The 15,363-nt window shown below is 72.9% G+C and carries 15 protein-coding genes and 1 pseudogene; 6 read left to right on the top strand and 10 right to left on the bottom strand.

Features of this window, described 5'->3' with window-relative positions; translation table 11 throughout:
* Positions 1 to 67: 67 nt before the first annotated feature.
* Positions 68 to 1,084, bottom strand: a complete 1,017-nt coding sequence (locus QSK21_RS26495; protein ID WP_285699787.1) for a helix-turn-helix transcriptional regulator — start codon at positions 1,082 to 1,084, stop codon at positions 68 to 70.
* Between the two features lie 122 nt (positions 1,085 to 1,206).
* On the opposite strand from QSK21_RS26495, the gene QSK21_RS26490 reads away from it, so the two are divergent.
* Positions 1,207 to 1,482: a mycothiol transferase gene (locus QSK21_RS26490; RefSeq protein ID WP_352231325.1), complete on the top strand. Its 276-nt coding sequence runs from the start codon at positions 1,207 to 1,209 to the stop codon at positions 1,480 to 1,482.
* 18 nt (positions 1,483 to 1,500) lie between these two features.
* On the opposite strand, the gene QSK21_RS26485 is transcribed toward QSK21_RS26490, so the two are convergent.
* Positions 1,501 to 2,328, bottom strand: a complete 828-nt coding sequence (locus tag QSK21_RS26485; RefSeq protein ID WP_285699786.1) for a mycofactocin-coupled SDR family oxidoreductase — start codon at positions 2,326 to 2,328, stop codon at positions 1,501 to 1,503.
* A 147-nt stretch (positions 2,329 to 2,475) separates the two neighbouring features.
* Positions 2,476 to 4,290, bottom strand: coding sequence for an SLC13 family permease (locus tag QSK21_RS26480; protein WP_285699785.1), 1,815 nt, complete (start codon positions 4,288 to 4,290; stop codon positions 2,476 to 2,478).
* Between the two features lie 177 nt (positions 4,291 to 4,467).
* Between QSK21_RS26480 and QSK21_RS26475 the strand changes: the two genes are divergently transcribed.
* Together QSK21_RS26475 and QSK21_RS26470 are read left to right on the top strand one after the other, a co-directional pair.
* Positions 4,468 to 5,364 carry a LysR family transcriptional regulator gene (locus QSK21_RS26475; RefSeq protein ID WP_285699784.1) on the top strand — a complete coding sequence of 299 codons (897 nt, stop codon included), beginning with the start codon at positions 4,468 to 4,470 and terminating at the stop codon, positions 5,362 to 5,364.
* 89 nt (positions 5,365 to 5,453) lie between these two features.
* Complete coding sequence (locus tag QSK21_RS26470) at positions 5,454 to 6,527, top strand: tartrate dehydrogenase (RefSeq protein ID WP_285699783.1); 1,074 nt, start codon at positions 5,454 to 5,456, stop codon at positions 6,525 to 6,527.
* A gap of 12 nt (positions 6,528 to 6,539) precedes the next feature.
* On the opposite strand, the gene QSK21_RS26465 is transcribed toward QSK21_RS26470, so the two are convergent.
* The 4 genes from QSK21_RS26465 to QSK21_RS26450 all read right to left on the bottom strand — a co-directional run bounded on the left by QSK21_RS26465 (position 6,540) and on the right by QSK21_RS26450 (position 9,985).
* Positions 6,540 to 7,304 carry an FkbM family methyltransferase gene (locus tag QSK21_RS26465; protein WP_285699782.1) on the bottom strand — a complete coding sequence of 255 codons (765 nt, stop codon included), beginning with the start codon at positions 7,302 to 7,304 and terminating at the stop codon, positions 6,540 to 6,542.
* A 169-nt stretch (positions 7,305 to 7,473) separates the two neighbouring features.
* A complete protein-coding gene (locus tag QSK21_RS26460; RefSeq protein ID WP_285699780.1) occupies positions 7,474 to 7,998 on the bottom strand; it encodes a M28 family peptidase in 525 nt (174 codons plus the stop codon).
* A gap of 385 nt (positions 7,999 to 8,383) precedes the next feature.
* On the bottom strand, positions 8,384 to 9,046 hold the full coding sequence (locus tag QSK21_RS26455; protein ID WP_285699779.1) for an HNH endonuclease family protein: 663 nt from the start codon (positions 9,044 to 9,046) through the stop codon (positions 8,384 to 8,386).
* A gap of 186 nt (positions 9,047 to 9,232) precedes the next feature.
* Complete coding sequence (locus tag QSK21_RS26450; RefSeq protein WP_285699778.1) at positions 9,233 to 9,985, bottom strand: hypothetical protein; 753 nt, start codon at positions 9,983 to 9,985, stop codon at positions 9,233 to 9,235.
* Between the two features lie 85 nt (positions 9,986 to 10,070).
* On the opposite strand from QSK21_RS26450, the gene QSK21_RS26445 reads away from it, so the two are divergent.
* Complete coding sequence (locus tag QSK21_RS26445) at positions 10,071 to 10,367, top strand: hypothetical protein (RefSeq protein WP_285699777.1); 297 nt, start codon at positions 10,071 to 10,073, stop codon at positions 10,365 to 10,367.
* 2 nt (positions 10,368 to 10,369) lie between these two features.
* Here the strand turns inward: QSK21_RS26445 and QSK21_RS26440 are convergent, their stop codons facing one another.
* Positions 10,370 to 10,753: a winged helix-turn-helix transcriptional regulator gene (locus tag QSK21_RS26440; protein WP_285699776.1), complete on the bottom strand. Its 384-nt coding sequence runs from the start codon at positions 10,751 to 10,753 to the stop codon at positions 10,370 to 10,372.
* Positions 10,754 to 10,848: 95 nt separating this feature from the next.
* On the opposite strand from QSK21_RS26440, the pseudogene QSK21_RS26435 reads away from it, so the two are divergent.
* Together QSK21_RS26435 and QSK21_RS26430 are read left to right on the top strand one after the other, a co-directional pair.
* A pseudogene (locus QSK21_RS26435) lies at positions 10,849 to 11,739 on the top strand (LLM class flavin-dependent oxidoreductase); the annotation flags it as partial.
* Between the two features lie 2 nt (positions 11,740 to 11,741).
* Complete coding sequence (locus QSK21_RS26430; protein WP_502871601.1) at positions 11,742 to 13,991, top strand: LLM class flavin-dependent oxidoreductase; 2,250 nt, start codon at positions 11,742 to 11,744, stop codon at positions 13,989 to 13,991.
* A gap of 45 nt (positions 13,992 to 14,036) precedes the next feature.
* Here QSK21_RS26430 and QSK21_RS26425 read toward each other — a convergent pair whose 3' ends face one another.
* Complete coding sequence (locus QSK21_RS26425; protein ID WP_285699773.1) at positions 14,037 to 14,267, bottom strand: hypothetical protein; 231 nt, start codon at positions 14,265 to 14,267, stop codon at positions 14,037 to 14,039.
* 17 nt (positions 14,268 to 14,284) lie between these two features.
* Positions 14,285 to 15,253 carry a TrbL/VirB6 family protein gene (locus tag QSK21_RS26420; protein ID WP_285699772.1) on the bottom strand — a complete coding sequence of 323 codons (969 nt, stop codon included), beginning with the start codon at positions 15,251 to 15,253 and terminating at the stop codon, positions 14,285 to 14,287.
* Positions 15,254 to 15,363: the final 110 nt, after the last annotated feature.

Here is a 15,363-nt window from a genome sequence, read left to right as displayed (position 1 = left end):
CTCGTCCAGCAGCAATTTTGGCCGACTTGCAGCGAGCAACTCCGAAAATGGATCCATCTTCCAGGGATCAGGGGGCCGTGGCGTGCGTTCCGTGCGTGCCGTGCGTGCCGTTCGTGGCGGGCGTGCCCTGCGTGGCGGCGGTGAAGCGGCGTCCCCAGTCATGGACGTGGTCGAGCAGTTCGGGCGGGGACACCACCTGGAAGCCGGCGCCGACCACGCCGAGGGCGTAGGCGACCCAGTCCAGCGAGTCGGTGGCCAGCCGCACGCGGCAGCGCCCGGCGCCGGCCTCCTCGACCGTGACCCACCGCCCGATCCGCGCGCTCACCGTCTCGGCGGGCGCGTCCACCAGCACCTCGACATCGTGAACCGACCACAGGTCCTCGATGCGGGCGCGGACGAACGCGGCGGCGTCCGGCGCGGGCAGCTCACGCGGCCGGAACCGGGCGCCGGTGCCGCGCGGCGACGAGAGCCGGTCGAGCCGGAAGCTGCGCCAGTCGTGCCGGTCCAGGTCGTAGCAGACCAGATACCAGCGGCGGCCGAGGGACACCACACGATGCGGTTCGACGTCCCGCTCGGTCTCGTGGCCGTCCGCGGCGGTGTAGGAGAAGCGGAGCCGTTCGGAGTCCCGGCAGGCGAGGGCCACGCCGGTGAGGACGGACGGATCCACGTTCATCGGCGCCCCCGCGTCCCAGGCGGCCGGGACGGTCATCGCGGCCAGCGCCTCCACCCTGCGGCGCAGCCGGGACGGCATCACCTGCACCACCTTCGCCAGCGCCCGCACCGAGGCGTCCCCGAGTCCCCCGACCGTGCCCTGCGCAGCCGTCTGCAACCCGACGGCCAGGGCGACCGCCTCGTCGTCGTCCACCAGCAGCGGCGGCAGCGCCGCCCCCGCCGCCAGTTCGTAGCCGCCCTCCACGCCACGCCGCGCCTGCACGGGATACCCCAGCTCGCGCAGCCGGTCGATGTCCCGGCGCAGGGTGCGCTGCGAGACCCCGAGGCGTTCGGCCAGTTCGGGGCCCGGCCAGTAGCGCCGCTTCTGCAGCAACGCCAGCAACCGCAAGGTCCGCGTGCCCGTGCTCGCCATGCCCCGAAGTCTGCCGCATATTGAGGCCGGAAACTGACCGCTATCGCTCTCAGCGTGGTCTCGACAACGAGCCGACCCGCAACGAAGGGCACATCCCATGACCCTCGACCCAGGCCCCGTCCCTGACCGGTGAGCGCGCCGACCTGCCGGCGACGCTGGAGAAGCACCGCCACTTCCTGCGCTTCACCGCCCACGGCCTGGACGACGAACAGGGCGGCCGCCGCACCACCGTCAGCGAGCTGTGCCTGGGCGGCCTGATCAAGCACGTGGCGAAGGGCGAGGAGCACTGGGCGAACCGCGCCGCCCAGTTCCAGCACCTCATCGCGGAGACCGCCCAGCACGCCGGGCACGCCGACATCCTCCGCGAGTCCCTGGACGGCGCCAGATCCATGGGCTGAGGTCCCGCCCCGGTGTTGTCAGAGGACTCCGCCGGCGTCGATGACCTGGGTGGTCCCGGTGATGTACTTCGCCTCGTCGGACACCAGGAAGAGGACCAGGTCGGACACGTCCTCCGGCTCCAGCGCGGCGATCGGGAGGCGGTTGAGGGTACGGGCCGCCTCCTCGAAGTCGGCGCGGGTCGGGTCGTCCAGGTCGGGACGGAACAGGCGGAACGTGGCCTCGTTCAGGACCATGCCCGTGGCGACCGTCGTCGGGTGGACGGTGTTGACCCTGATGCTGTGCGGAGCCAGCTCCTTGGCGAGGACCTTCATCAGCATGACCAGCCCGGCCTTGGCGGCCGAGTAGTGCGCGGTGTTCTCGTGGGCGTGGATCGCGGCGATCGAGCTGGTGATGACGACCGAGCCGCCGCGCCCGCCGGCGACGATGTGCCGGACGGACGCCTTGAGGGTCTTCCACACCCCGGTCAGATTGATGTCGATCATGTCCTGCCAGGTGTCGTCGCTCATCAGCAACGTCGGCGCCGGACTGGAGATACCGGCGTTGGCCAGCACGATGTCGAGCCGCCCGAACAGGTCGACGCCCTCCTTGACGGCGGCGGCCAGGGCGTGCGAGTCACGGACGTCGGCGTCGCGGGCCACGATCCGGCCGCCCGCGTCCTCGACCAGCCGGACGGTCTCGGCCAGGTCCTCGGCCGTGGCGAGCGGATAGGGGACGGACTCGACCTTCGCCGTGGTGTCGGTCGCGATGATGGCGGCGCCCTCCCGCGCGAGCCGTACCGCGTGGCTGCGGCCCTGGCCCCGCGCCGCCCCGGTGATGAACGCGACCTTCCCGTCCAGCTTGCCCATGACCGCCTTCTCCTTTTCGCCGCGGAACCGCCCTGAACGGAGGTTATGGCGGCGGCATCGGCCGCGCACGCCCCCTTTCCGTACTTCTGCGCCTGTGCTTCTGTGTCCGTGCTCCTGTGCCCGTGTTCCTGTGCCCGTGTTCCTGTGTCAGCCTCCTATTCCGGTGAGGGCCACCATCAGGGGCAGGCCCAGGATGATGAGGAGCGCGCCGATGATGTCGAACGTGAACCCGGACCGGATCATCGTCGTGATGGGGACGACGCCGGACCCGTAGGCGATCGCGTTCTGCGGCGTGGACACCGGCAGCATGAAGCCGAACGAGGCGGCGAACGTGGCGGCCAGGGCCGGGACGAACGGATCGACCTGGGCCGCGGCGGCGATCGGAATGATGATCGGCACCACCACCGCGGCCGACGCGGTGTTGCTGGTCGTCTCCGAGATCAGGATGGCCAGCACTGCGGCGAACGCGGTGATGAAGAACAGGCTGGACAGCCCGAGCGCGTCGGAGGCCGAATCACCGATCGTCTTCGCCAGCCCGGTGTCGGCCAGCAGCGAGCCGAAGATGATGCCCGTCCCGAACAGCAGGATCGTGCCCCAGTCGATCCGGGCGGCGTCGCTCCAGTTGAGCGCGGTCTCGCGGCGCCTCCAGTCGGTGGGCAGCAGGAACAGCAGCGACGCGCCCAGCACCGCGACGATCCCCTCGTCCAGCCGGTCGCCGACCGTCTCGTACACGGAGGAGTCGGTGCCGGCCACCAGCGCCACCACGCCGGGGAAGATCCACAGGGCGACGGTGATCCCGAACGCGGCCAGCGTGGTGACCTCCGCCCGGCTCATCGGCCCGAGCTGGGCGCGCTCCTGCCGCACGTACTCCTGGACGCCCTCGATCCGGCGGATCTCCGGCCGGTTGAGCAGCAGCAGGACGACGGCCAGGACGACGAACATCGCCGCGCACAGCGGCAGGGCGGTCAGCGTCCACTGCGCGAAGGAGATCCGCTCGCCGGTGGCCTCCTCGATCAGCCCGCGCCCGATCAGGTTGGGCGGGCTGCCCACGGGCGTGAGCAGGCCGCCGACGCTGGCGCCGTACGCGAGCATCAGCACCAGCGCGGCGCCGACGCGGAGACGCGCGGGGTCGAAGCCGGGGGCGACCATGCCGCGGTCCTGGAGCATCTTGGCGATGACGGTGAGCAGGCCGAGCGCGGTGGGCAGCAGCATCGCGACGGTCGCGGTGTTGGACACGAACGCCGACAGCAGGCAGGTGATCACGCCGAACGCGACGATCAGCCGGAACGTGGACCGGCCGACCCCCGGCAGCGACAGCATGAAGAACGCGAACCGCCGCGCCACGCCGTGCTTCAGCATCGCCTGGGCGAGGATGAACGCGCCGATGAACGTGAAGATGGTGGGCGAGCCGAACGGCGAGAGCGCGTCGTCCGGCGGCACCACGCCGAACACCACGATCGCCGCGACGCCGATGAGCCCGCCGACCGGGATCGGCACCGGCTCGGTCACCCACAGGACGATCACGCCGAGCAGGATCCCCGCGAGGGTCTGCTGGGACGGCGCCATGTCCAGCGGCAGGGCGAGGAAGACGGCGGCCACCAGCGGCGCCAGCCACAGCCCCGTGGTGCGGCGCGCCCGTTCGAAGCGTTCCTCGGCGGGCGAGAGCCGCTGCTCGCCGAGGCTGCGGTAGGTGGCCTGGCCCATGAGGGCCTTGGTGACGTCCGTCCGCCCGGAGGCGTCGACCAGGGTGGACGGGCCGGACGGGCCTGAGACACCCCCGGCCGGGCCAGAGGCGGCACCGGCTGAACCCGGGGCGGGCTTGGAGGGGCCTGGGGCGGGACCGGACGGGGCGGCGGAGGGACCGGACGGGCCCGCGGCCCAGCCGGCGGAGGGACGGTTGGATGGGTTGGCGGCGGTGGGGGCTACGCCGGGCTGTCGCGGCTCGGTCTCGTCGGATTTCATGGGAGCACTCCTCGGAGCCTGAACCCGCCTTCTGGCGGCGTCCTTCAGTTGTGACGGACCCCCCGTGTCCCAGGTCACATTCAAGGTGGAATGCCCTGACCGAATCCAAGACGCGTCGGCTACAGGACTCATAGGCGATGCCTATAGGTGTGGGTCCCCCGGGGTACGGAGGTTCACATGGACGTGCGGCAGTTGGAGTACTTCCTTGCGGTTGTGGACAACGGGGGGTTCAACAGGGCCGCCGGGGCGTTGTTCATGGCGCAGCCGTCGCTGTCGCAGGCGATCCGGACCTTGGAGAAGGATCTCGGGACGTCGCTGTTCCACCGGACGGGGCGCCGGGTCGTGCTCACGGAGGCGGGGAAGGCGCTGATCGGGCCGGCGCGGCAGGCCGTCCGCAGCCTGGAGGTGGCGCGGGAGAGCGTCAACGCCGCGCAGGGCCTGCGCACGGGACGGATCACCATCGCCTCGATGCCGTCGCCCGCGATCGAGCCGCTCAGCACCATGATCCAGAACTTCGCGCGCCGTCATCCCGGGGTGGACGTCGTGCTGCGGGACGCGCCCGTGCCCGGCGCCGTCATCGAGATGGTGCGGAACGGCGTGACCGAGCTGGGCCTGCTGTCGGACTGGGAGAGGCCGACCGCGCCTGAGGTCGATCTGCATCACGTCGAGCGGCAGAAGCTGGTGGTGGTCGCGCCGGCCGACGGGCCGTTCGCCCCGGGGCCGCCGCTGCCGCGGGAACGGCTCGCCGGGCAGCGGCTCATCGCCGGTGAGCGCGGCACCGGCATGCGGCGGCTGGTCGAGGAGATCCGCGCGTCCGGTGTGGACGTGCCGATAGCGGTGGAGACCGACCACCGGGTGGCGATCCTGTCGCTCGTCCTCAAGGGGGTGGGCGTCGCGATCCTCGCGGAGGCGTGGGTGCCGCTGGCCCTGCGCGCGGGCGCGGTGGTACGCGACCTCGACCCTCCCGCGACGCTGGACCTAGCCCTGGTCAGCCGCAAGGGCTGGCTGAGCCCCGTCGCCGAGGAGTTCCTGACGATGGCGAAGACCTCCGCCGCCGAAAGGCCCCGCCGCTAGGACGATCCGAGAACGATAGGCGCGGCGTATAAGCCGCATCGGTCACGCGTCTTGGACGCGCCCGCGCACCCGTTGATCCAATCGTCGTCATGACGAGCGCACATCACCGCATCGCGCTGATCCCCGGCGACGGCATCGGCCGGGAGGTCGTCCCGGCGGCACGGCGGGTCCTGGACGCCGTGTGCGAGCGGCACGGCGTCACCCTCGCCTACACCGAGTTCGACTGGTCGTGCGAGCGGTACCTGAGCGAGGGCGCCATGATGCCCGAGGACGGCCTGGACCGGCTCCGCGAGCACGACGCGATCCTGCTGGGCGCGGTCGGCTGCCCCGGCGTGCCCGACCACGTCTCGCTGTGGGGGCTGCTGATCCCGATCCGGCGCCGCTTCCACCAGTACGTCAACCTGCGTCCCATCCGCGTGTTCGAGGGCGTGCCGAGCCCGCTGCGCGGCGCCCGCCCGGCAGGCGAGGACGGCGGCGTGGACTTCGTGGTGGTCCGGGAGAACGTGGAGGGCGAGTACAGCGAGATCGGCGGGCGGATCTACCGCGGCACCCCCGAGGAGACCGTCGTCCAGGAGTCGGTGTTCACGCGCGCCGGGGTCACCCGCATCCTCGACTACGCCTTCGACCTGGCCGGACGGCGGGGCGGGCGGCTGACGTCGGCGACCAAGTCCAACGGGATCGTGCACACCATGCCGTTCTGGGACGAGCTGGTCGCCGAGCGCGCCGCCGCCCATCCCGGCGTGACCTGGGACCAGGAGCACATCGACGCCCTGGCCGCCAAGTTCGTGCTGCGACCCGAGCGGTTCGACGTGGTCGTCGCGTCCAACCTGTTCGGTGACATCCTCAGCGACCTGGCGGCGGCGGTCGCGGGCGGCATCGGCATCGCGCCGTCGGCCAACCTCAACCCCGAGCGCCGGTTCCCGTCCATGTTCGAGCCGGTGCACGGCTCGGCGCCGGACATCGCGGGACGCGGCGTCGCCAACCCGCTCGGGACGATCTGGTCGGCCGCCATGATGCTCGACCACCTGGGCCACCCGGAGGCCGCGGACGCCGTCACCGGCGCGATCACGACGGTCCTGGCCAAGAGCGACGTCCGCACCCCCGACCTGGGCGGCACGGCCACCACCGCCGAGTTCACCGACCGGCTGGTCGAGGCCCTGTGAGCGCCGGGCCGGTCAGGCGGTGAACAGCACGAGGTTCACATAGCGCGGATGCGGGCGCACCGCCCGGCTCACCAGGCCCCGCGTGGCCTGCGCCGCGGTCTCCCTCTGGCGGGCGATCAGGTCGTCGATGTCGAGAGGCGTCCACCGCCCGTCGATGAGCACCCGGCCCTTGTACCCCCAGCCCTCCAGCAGCCCGACGACGGGCCTGACGGGCCGACGGCGCTCCTCCAGCTCGACGAGGATCGCCGGCCGGTCCCGCTCGATCGTCGCCCGCGCGCCGCGCAGGGCGGACAGCTCGTGGCCCTCGATGTCCATCTTGATGAAACGGACGTCGCGCAGCCCCAGGCTGTCGATGGTCACCTTCGGGACCCGGACGGGACGGCCGACGCGCCGTTCCACCGAGGCGACGCCCACCAGCACCGACGACGGGATCCACAGCTCCGTCTGCCCGCACTCGTCCGACGCGGCGGCATGGACGATCTCGCAGCGGGGGAAGGCGCGCCGCAGCAGCCGCGCCAGTTCCGGGGCGGCCTCCAGCGTCACCACCCGGTCGGCCGAACGCGCGAGCCTGGCGGTCCAGGGCCCGAACCATCCGCCCACGTCGACGGCCGTCCCGCCGGGGCTGACGAACTCCTCGACCCGCGCCAGCTCCGGCTCGACCCGCGGGTAGAGGGCCCGGACCGCGACGCCGACCATCCGCGGCGGGACGGCGCGCGCCACACGATGCAGGACGCGAGGGGGAGGGCCGCTCCTGGGCGCGGATTCCTGGGCCTGCACCGTCCTCGGCCTCCGTACCGGCTCGAATGAAACACCAAACCGCCGACGTCGGAGGCAGGAAGGGAGCGGATGCCTTCGATAGATGGCCTCATGCCCATACGTCGCTGAATGACCCGGAGGGTAGCCAGGCCCGGGCCCGGCGGCAATATCACCCGGCACAACGAATGCGTCACGGTAACGCCTCGCCCGCACCGGGCGACGGCTCCCGTCGCCCCTCACAGCCGCCGTCGGCGTTCTCCGCCCGGTACCGCGCGGCCTGGTGCCGCGACCCGTACAGGCCCTGCTCCTCCCCCGCCACCGCGGTGAAGACGAGGGTGGCGTCGGGACGGCGGGAGGCCATCACCCGGGCGACCTCCATGACCACGGCCACTCCGGACGCGTCGTCGTTGGCGCCCGGCGCGTCCGCGGTGGCGTTCATGACGTCGCTGACCCGCGAGTCGTAATGACCGGACACCACGTGGATCCGGTCGGGCGTGACCGATCCGCGCAGCGTCGCGACGACGTTGGTGATGCGGGTCGGGACCGGGATCCGGGACGCGGGGTTCCTGGACGTAGGACTGGAGCCGACGGTCATCCGGCCGCCCGACTTCGCCGCGTACCGGCTCAGCTCGGCGTGGACCCAGTCGCGGGCGGCGCCGATGCCGCGGTCCGGGTCGTCCTGGCTGGACAGGGTGTGCCGGGTGCCGAAGCCCACCAGCTTGCGGACGATCGCCTCGATGTTGTCCTCATCGATCTCGCGCAGCAGGGCGCGCAGCTCGGCGTCCGGCGGCTGCCGGGTGATGGGCCTGCCGGGTCCGTCCGGCCAGCCCCGGTGCCCGGCGGGTCCGGCGGCGGGCGCGGCGGTCAGCGCGACGCCCGCCCCGGCCGTGGCGGTGACGGCGGCGGCCGCCGTCGACAGCGACAGGAACGCCCTGCGGCTCGCCGTGGTGGGATGCTCTTCGGTCGCCTCACGCGGAGGCTCCGCGGGGTACGTGTTGGGCGGTCACGCACTTGATCATGAACGACTGGGCGTCCCTGTCCAGGGGACAAGACGCCAGTCACGACGCCCCGCGAATGGCGACAATTGCGCGGCGGCCCGTTCAGCAGGTGCCGAGCATCGAGGTGAGCGCGCTCTTCTCCGCGCTGTCGACGGTGAGGCCGTAGAACCACTTCACCTGGATCCAGGCGCGGGCGTAGGTGCATCGGAACGAGGCGCGCGGCGGCTGCCACTGCGCCGGGTCCTGGTCGCCCTTGGACTGGTTGACATTGTCGGTCACCGCCCACAGCTCGGGGCCGCCCAGGTCGTTGGCGTACGACTCGCGGCGCGCGGTCGTCCAGCTCCACGCGCCGGACGCCCACGCCTCCGACAGCGGCACCATGTGGTCGATGTCCACGTCGGACGCCGCCGACCAGGTGGCGCCGTCGTACGGGGAGAACCAGGACCCGGACGTGGCCGCGCAGGAGGAGTCGGTGACCACGTTCGTGCCGTCCCGCTTGAGCACCTCCTCACGCGTGTTGCACGCGCCGGACACGGTGCTCCAGTGCGGGAACAGGTCGCGGTCGTAGGAGTCGCCGTGCGACTCGGCGGCGACGGTCAACTGGGCCAGGCGGGACGCCGCGGTCGCGGCGGACGGGATGTTCGGCGGGGTGGCGGACGCGGGCGCCGGCACGGCGCCGATCAGCACGGCGCTGATCACCATGCTGATCACCGTGCTGATCGAGACGGCGCCCAGGGCGGGGGCGAACGGGAGCGGTCGTCGCATCGGGGAGTGCCCTTCTGCGGCCGTGCCCGGCCAGGGGGCGGATCCCCCGGTGGGAGCGGGCCCGGCGGCACTGCGACGGTGACATTTCGGTCAATTTCCATAAATATCACCACTTGCCCAAACGACTCCGCGCGCTTGGTCGGACACTGCCGGGCGCCGCCCGTGCCCGGCCCGGGGAGACGCGGGTCAGCCGATGACGCCGCCGTCATGGCGGCCGCCGCCGTCCTCGCCGGACAGGTGGCGGGTGAACGCCTCCATGACGTCGTCCGGGTGGACGGTCAGCCAGTCCGCCTGCACGAACACGTGCGCCCCGAACCGCTCCGTGAGCCGTCCGGCCGCGCGCCCCGAGGGCGCGTCCACCCCGGGGGCCAGCGTGATGCCGTAGAGGAGGCGGCCGCCGGCCGGCAACGGGTCGACGGACTCCACGTCGTCCCAGGCGACGCGGATCCGGTTGCCTGGTGCCCAGAGGTCGAGCCGGTCGGAGGTCATGGCCAGGTGGCACCGGAGCGTCAGGCGCCGTACGGCGAGCACCGCCATCGGCGCCATCACCAGGCTCCACACGCCCATCGCGAAGGCGAACCCGGACTTGCCGGCGGCCAGGCCCAGCACGACGCCCAGCAGGCCGCCGAGCGTCACCAGGAGCGTGAAGGCGGCCTGGGCGGCGAACCGCCACCGCGCGAACGGGATCACCAGGGCGCGGACCGGCCCGTCGCCGAGCTCGATCTTCCGCTCCTCGGGCTTAGCGTTCCAGCGCGGCGGGGCCGCCAGCGGCGCGAACACCAGCAGCGCCGCCCCGAACAGGGCGAACGGCACCGGCCCGTAGAGCGGGCCACCGGCCAGCGCGAGCGCGCAGGCCCCGGCGATGGACACCAGCCCCACCAGGGCCGTGACCACGGCCTGCACGGACGAGCCGGACCGGTTCACAGGGACACCTCTCATGGATCGGGCGATCCTCTCGAAGCGGTCATCCTGCCATGGCCGCCAACGTTCCCGCCGACCGGCGGGCACCGGGAGAATGGCGGTCATGCTCGACGCGCAGCGCGCGGCCATCGCCGACGAACTGGAGATGCGCGGGTCACCGCTGTGCGACTGCGCCGGCCACGGCCCGGCGGTCGGCCGGGCGACCGGGGCCGCGGTCGCCCATCACTGCTGGTGCGCCGCGGTGCGCGCGTCCGCCCTGGCGCGCCGGGCGGCGTCCGCCACCCGGCACGCCCGGGAGTGCGGCTGCTCGGACGCCGACCGGGAGGCCGCGCTGTTCTGGGAGGGCGAGTTCCAGGCCCGCCGCCCCGGCGGCCGGGCCCCCGGCCCCGGCGCCTGCTGACCTCAGTCGCCGGGCGGCAGATGCTCCTCGGCCCAGGACGAGATCTGCTCCAGGGCGGGCATGAGGGCCGCGCCGCGATCGGTGAGCGCGTAGGAGACGCCGACCGGCGGCCCCTCGGCGACGGTCCGCTCGATGAGGCCCGCCTTGCACAGGTCGGCGAGCCGGTCGGACAGCACGGAGTCGGAGATCCCGCCGATCGCCCGTGACAGCTCGCGGAAGCCCGCCGGCCCCTCCCGCAGGGAGCCGAGGACGACGGCGTTCCAGCGCTTCCCCAGGAACTCGAAGGCGCGGGCGAGCGCGGCGTCGGCGCGGACGCAGGCGTGGGCCACCGAGCCGCGCGCGGTGGCCGTGGCGTTGGCGGTGGTCCGTTTCACAGTCCTTGCCATGCCTCCAGACTAGCGCGCACGATGTCACTAGGAATTTCGAAGCGACTAGTAATGTTGCAGGGTCTACGGATCTGAGCGAAGGGAATAGAGGAGAGATGTCCGACTACGGGCACGAGCTGGAGTTCGGGGCCTTCATCACCCCGTCCAACGCGGCGCCGCAGCAGGTCGTGGAGCTGGTAGGCACCGCCGAGGCCGCGGGCCTCGACCTGGCGACCTTCCAGGACCACCCCTACCAGCCGCGTTTCCTGGACACCTGGACGCTGCTGTCGTACGTGGCCGCGCGCACGGACAGGATCCACCTGTCCGGCAACGTGCTGAACCTCCCGCTGCGCCCACCGGCGGTGCTGGCGCGGGCGGCGGCCAGCCTGGACCTGCTCAGCGGGGGCCGGTTCGAGCTCGGGTTGGGAGCCGGCGGGTTCTGGGACGCCATCGAGGCCATGGGCGGGCGGCGGCTCACCCCCGGGCAGGGCGTCGACGCGCTCAGCGAGGCGATCGACGTGATCCGGGGCGTGTGGGACGTCGGCAACAAGGCGCGCTTCCGTCTGGACGGCGAGTACTACCAGGTGGACGGGGCCAAGCGCGGCCCGGCACCGGCACACGACATCGGGATCTGGCTGGGCGCGTACAAGCCGCGCATGCTGCGGCTGACCGGCGCCAAGGCCGACGGCTGGCTGCCCAGCCTCGCCTACGTCCAGGGGCTGGACGAGCTGGCCGCCGACAACCGGATCATCGACGAGGCCGCCGAGGAGGCCGGGCGGTCACCGGCGGCGGTGCGGCGGCTGATCAACGTCGGAGGCCGCTTCGGGAACGCCCGCGACGACCGGCTGCTGTCCGGACCCCCCAGGCAGTGGGCCGAGCAGCTCGCGGCGCTGACGCTGGAGTACGGGTTCGGCACCTACATCCTGGCCGGCGACGACCCCACCGCGCTCCAGATCTTCGGCCGCGAGGTCGCCCCCGCGGTGCGCGAGCTGGTCGCGGCCGAAAGGAAATGATCATGGACTACGGGCACCCCCTGCGGTTCGGGACGTTCCTGACCCCGGCGAGCGACGACCCGGGGGCACCGGTCGAGCTGGCCGCGCTGAGCGAGGAGCTGGCTTTCGACCTGGTCACCTTCCAGGACCACCCCTACCAGCCGCGTTTCCTGGACACCTGGACGCTGCTGTCCTACGTGGCCGCGCGCACCGAACGCATCCACCTGGCCGCCAACGTCCTGAACGTGCCGCTGCGCCCCGCCCCGGTGCTGGCACGCGCGGCGGCCAACCTCGACCTGCTGTCCGGCGGGCGCGTCGAGCTGGGCCTGGGCGCCGGGGCCGCCCCGTACCGGGACGCCGCGCGGGCCATGGGCGCCGAGCCGCTGACGCCCGCCGAGGCGGTGGACGCGCTGGAGGAGGCGATCGAGGTCATCCGGGGCCTGTGGGCGGGCGCCGACCGTTCCCCGCTGCGCTACTCCGGCGACCACTACCGGCTGGACGGGGCCGAGCGCGGACCGGCGCCCGCGCACACCGTCCCGATCTGGATCGGCGCGCTGAGGCCGCGGATGCTGCGGCTCATCGGGCGGGCGGGCGACGGCTGGCTGCCGACCCTGCGGTTCCTGCCGCCCGGCGGGCTCGCCGACGGGAACGCGATCATCGACTCCGCCGCCGAGGAGGCGGGCCGCGATCCGCGCGAGATCCGACGGCTGCTGAACATCGACCCGTTCGACGGGCCGGGCGACCAGTGGGCCGCGCGGCTGCTCCCGCTCGCCGTGGACCACGGCGTCGGCACGTTCATCCTCATGTCGGACGACCCGGCGACGATGACGCGGTTCGCCCGCGAGGTCGTCCCGGCGCTGCGCGAGGCGGTGGACGCCGAACGCTCCGCCCGCGGCGTCCGCACCGGCACCGTCCCCAGCCTCTTCGTCCGCGAGCGGCGGCATCGCGGCATCGACTACGACGCCGTCCCCGCGTCCCTCAAGGACCTGGCGGTCGAGCCGGGGGACGCCGCGTACGCGAGCGTCCGCTCGAACTACCTGCGGGGCGGCTCACCCGGGCTCGTCCTGCGGCCCCGCACGCCGGCGGAGGTCGCCGACGCCCTCGCGTACGCGCGCACGCAGCCGGTGAAGCTGTCGATCCGCAGCGGCGGGCACGGCATCAGCGGACGGTCCACCAACCATGGCGGCATCATCATCGACGTGGGCGCGCTCAACGCCGTCGAGGTCCTCGACAAGGACACCCGGCGCGTCCGCATCGGGCCGGGCGCGCGCTGGCGGGACGTCGCGGCGGCGCTCGCACCCCACGGCTGGGCGCTCACCTCGGGCGACTACGGCGGCGTCGGCGTCGGCGGGCTCGCCACGGCCGGCGGGATCGGCTGGCTCGTCCGCGAGCACGGCCTCACCCTCGACCACCTGCGCGCCGCCGAGCTCGTGCTGGCGGACGGGTCCCACGTGCGGGCGAGCGAGACCGAGAACCCCGACCTGTTCTGGGCGGTGCGCGGCGCCGGCGCCAACTTCGGCATCGTCACCTCCTTCGAGTTCGAGGTGGACGAGGTCGGTGACGTGGCCTTCGGGCAGTTCGTGTTCGACGCGTCCGACACCGCCGGCTTCCTGCGCAGGTGGGGCGCCGCGATGGAGGCCGCGCCGCGCGACACGACCACCTCGGTCATCATGGGGGCGCCGCGTCCCGGGATGCCGCCCATCGCCCAGGTGATGGGGGTGGTCGACAGCGACGACCCGGAGACGGTGGTCCAACGCCTCAAGCCCATCGCCGAGACGGCGCCGCTGCTGGACTACTCCATCGAGATCAAGCCGTACGCGGCGGTGATGGACGCGCCGCCGTCCACCCACGAGGCGCAGGGCGAACCGGTCACCCGCGCCGGGCTGGCCGACCATCTCACGCCCGAGCTGGCGGAGGCGGCCGCGGCGCTGGTGCGCGGCGGGCAGGTGTACTTCTTCCAGATCCGTTCCATGGGAGGCGCCTCCGCCGACGTGCCGGCCGACGCCACCGCGTTCGCCGGACGGTCCGCCAACTTCCAGATGAGCGCCTTCGGCGCGAACCGGCAACGGCTGAACCGCGCGTGGGAGGCGCTGAGCCCCCACCTCTCCGGGACGTACCTCAACTTCGAGACCGACACCCGTCCGGAACGGCTGCTCGAGGCGTGGCCCCCGGAGACGTTGCGGCGGCTGCGCGAGCTCAAGCGCCGCTACGACCCGGACAACGTCTTCCGGGACAACTTCAACATCCGCCCCGGCGACGGCGACTGAGCCGTCCCGGGACCGCCGTCGACCCGCCCGGCCGCCGGGGGACGATCAGTCGCCCTCGTCCTTCAGCCGGGCGGCGAGACGGTGGTCGATGCGGATGTCGCGGTAGACGGCGCCCGGTTCCGTGCTGCCGGGCAGGTTGGTCCGCTCGGTACGGATCTCGGAGTCGCCGTCCGGGGACGTGTGGGTGGTCTCCTCGATCTCCGGCTTCTCATGGACGACCAGCTCGTCGGCCTTCGCCGAGGCGCTGATCTCCACATCGGGTTCCCGTTCGGGCATGGCGCGTTCCTTCCGCCTCAGGAGATCCGCCGCATCGCTTCCGCGATACGGCCCGCCGCGTCCCATCCCGCCTGGACCGACTTCTTGGCCAGCGCACCGGCCAGCTCGCCCGCCGGAAGGTCCGTGGTGTCCTGCGGCTCCTGCCGGCCGCCGCCCTCGCCCTCCGCGGCGCCCTTGGCCGTGTCCGCGGCGCCCTTGGCCGTGTCGGTGACGCCCTTGGCCGCCTCACCCGCGCCCTTGGTGGCCTCGCCTGCACCGGAGCCGACATCCTTGGCGGCTTCCCCCGCCCCGGAACCGACGTCCTTGGCGGTCTCCCCCGCGCCCGCCCCGACGTCCTTGGTGGCCTCACCGGCCCCCGCCCCGACGTCCTTGGTGGCCTGCCCGGCGCCCTCTCCGACGTCCTTCGCCGCTTCTCCCGCGCCGGAGCCGACCTCCTTGGTGGCCTCGCCGGCGCCGCCGCCCACGTCCTGGACGGCGCCTCCCGCGCCCTTGCCCACGTCCTCAACGGCCCCTTGGGCGCCCTTGCCCACGTCGCTGACCGCTCCACCGGCGCCCTTGCCGACCTCGCCCACGGCGCGGCCGGCGCCGCGGGTGAGGTTGGTGAGGATCTCGGGGTTGTGGTCGATCGTCTCCAGCACCCGCCTGAGGATGTGCTCGACGTTGTCCAGGCGGACCTTGAGCAGCGCCTGCGCCTCCACGCCCTTGATCGTCAGCTTGACGCGGCCCAGGGCGACGTCCGCGCCGACGTCCAGGGTCAGCAGGTCGAGCACGCTCGCCTGCAGCGCCACCCGGGCGCGCAGGTTCTCCACCTCCAGGTCGATCTCGTCGACCTTGACGACCGGGACGTCCAGCAGGACGTCGGGATCGGGATGCGGCCGGTCGCCGTCGGGACTCGGCCGTTCGCGGCTTGCGGTGGCGGCGGGACGCGCGGGTTCGGGGCGTCCGGCGCCGGGTGGACGTTCGTGTCCGGCGGGCGGCTGCTGCATATGTCGTCCATACCGGGGAGGGTCCGGTACGAATCACGCTCGCGGGAACTCTTGCGCAGACATGGACGGTCGTTGATCAGCTCTAGAACTCGGCCGCCGTGCGTGAAGAC

Origin of the sequence: Actinomadura sp. NBRC 104412 (assembly GCF_030269515.1) — a bacterium.
Lineage (GTDB): Bacteria > Actinomycetota > Actinomycetes > Streptosporangiales > Streptosporangiaceae > Spirillospora.
This window is presented reverse-complemented; position numbering and strand designations above follow the sequence as displayed.

What these genes read in the sequence shown, in the direction of transcription:
- QSK21_RS26430 (WP_502871601.1), top strand. Translation starts at nt 11,742, where the DNA reads ATGATCATGGACTACGGGCACCCCCTGCGGTTCGGGACGTTCCTGACC.
- QSK21_RS26485 (WP_285699786.1), bottom strand. Translation starts at nt 2,328, where the DNA reads ATGGGCAAGCTGGACGGGAAGGTCGCGTTCATCACCGGGGCGGCGCGG.
- QSK21_RS26475 (WP_285699784.1), top strand. Translation starts at nt 4,468, where the DNA reads ATGGACGTGCGGCAGTTGGAGTACTTCCTTGCGGTTGTGGACAACGGG.
- QSK21_RS26495 (WP_285699787.1), bottom strand. Translation starts at nt 1,084, where the DNA reads ATGGCGAGCACGGGCACGCGGACCTTGCGGTTGCTGGCGTTGCTGCAG.
- QSK21_RS26440 (WP_285699776.1), bottom strand. Translation starts at nt 10,753, where the DNA reads ATGGCAAGGACTGTGAAACGGACCACCGCCAACGCCACGGCCACCGCG.
- QSK21_RS26445 (WP_285699777.1), top strand. Translation starts at nt 10,071, where the DNA reads ATGCTCGACGCGCAGCGCGCGGCCATCGCCGACGAACTGGAGATGCGC.
- QSK21_RS26425 (WP_285699773.1), bottom strand. Translation starts at nt 14,267, where the DNA reads ATGCCCGAACGGGAACCCGATGTGGAGATCAGCGCCTCGGCGAAGGCC.
- QSK21_RS26470 (WP_285699783.1), top strand. Translation starts at nt 5,454, where the DNA reads ATGACGAGCGCACATCACCGCATCGCGCTGATCCCCGGCGACGGCATC.
- QSK21_RS26450 (WP_285699778.1), bottom strand. Translation starts at nt 9,985, where the DNA reads ATGAGAGGTGTCCCTGTGAACCGGTCCGGCTCGTCCGTGCAGGCCGTG.
- QSK21_RS26455 (WP_285699779.1), bottom strand. Translation starts at nt 9,046, where the DNA reads ATGCGACGACCGCTCCCGTTCGCCCCCGCCCTGGGCGCCGTCTCGATC.
- QSK21_RS26420 (WP_285699772.1), bottom strand. Translation starts at nt 15,253, where the DNA reads ATGCAGCAGCCGCCCGCCGGACACGAACGTCCACCCGGCGCCGGACGC.
- QSK21_RS26480 (WP_285699785.1), bottom strand. Translation starts at nt 4,290, where the DNA reads ATGAAATCCGACGAGACCGAGCCGCGACAGCCCGGCGTAGCCCCCACC.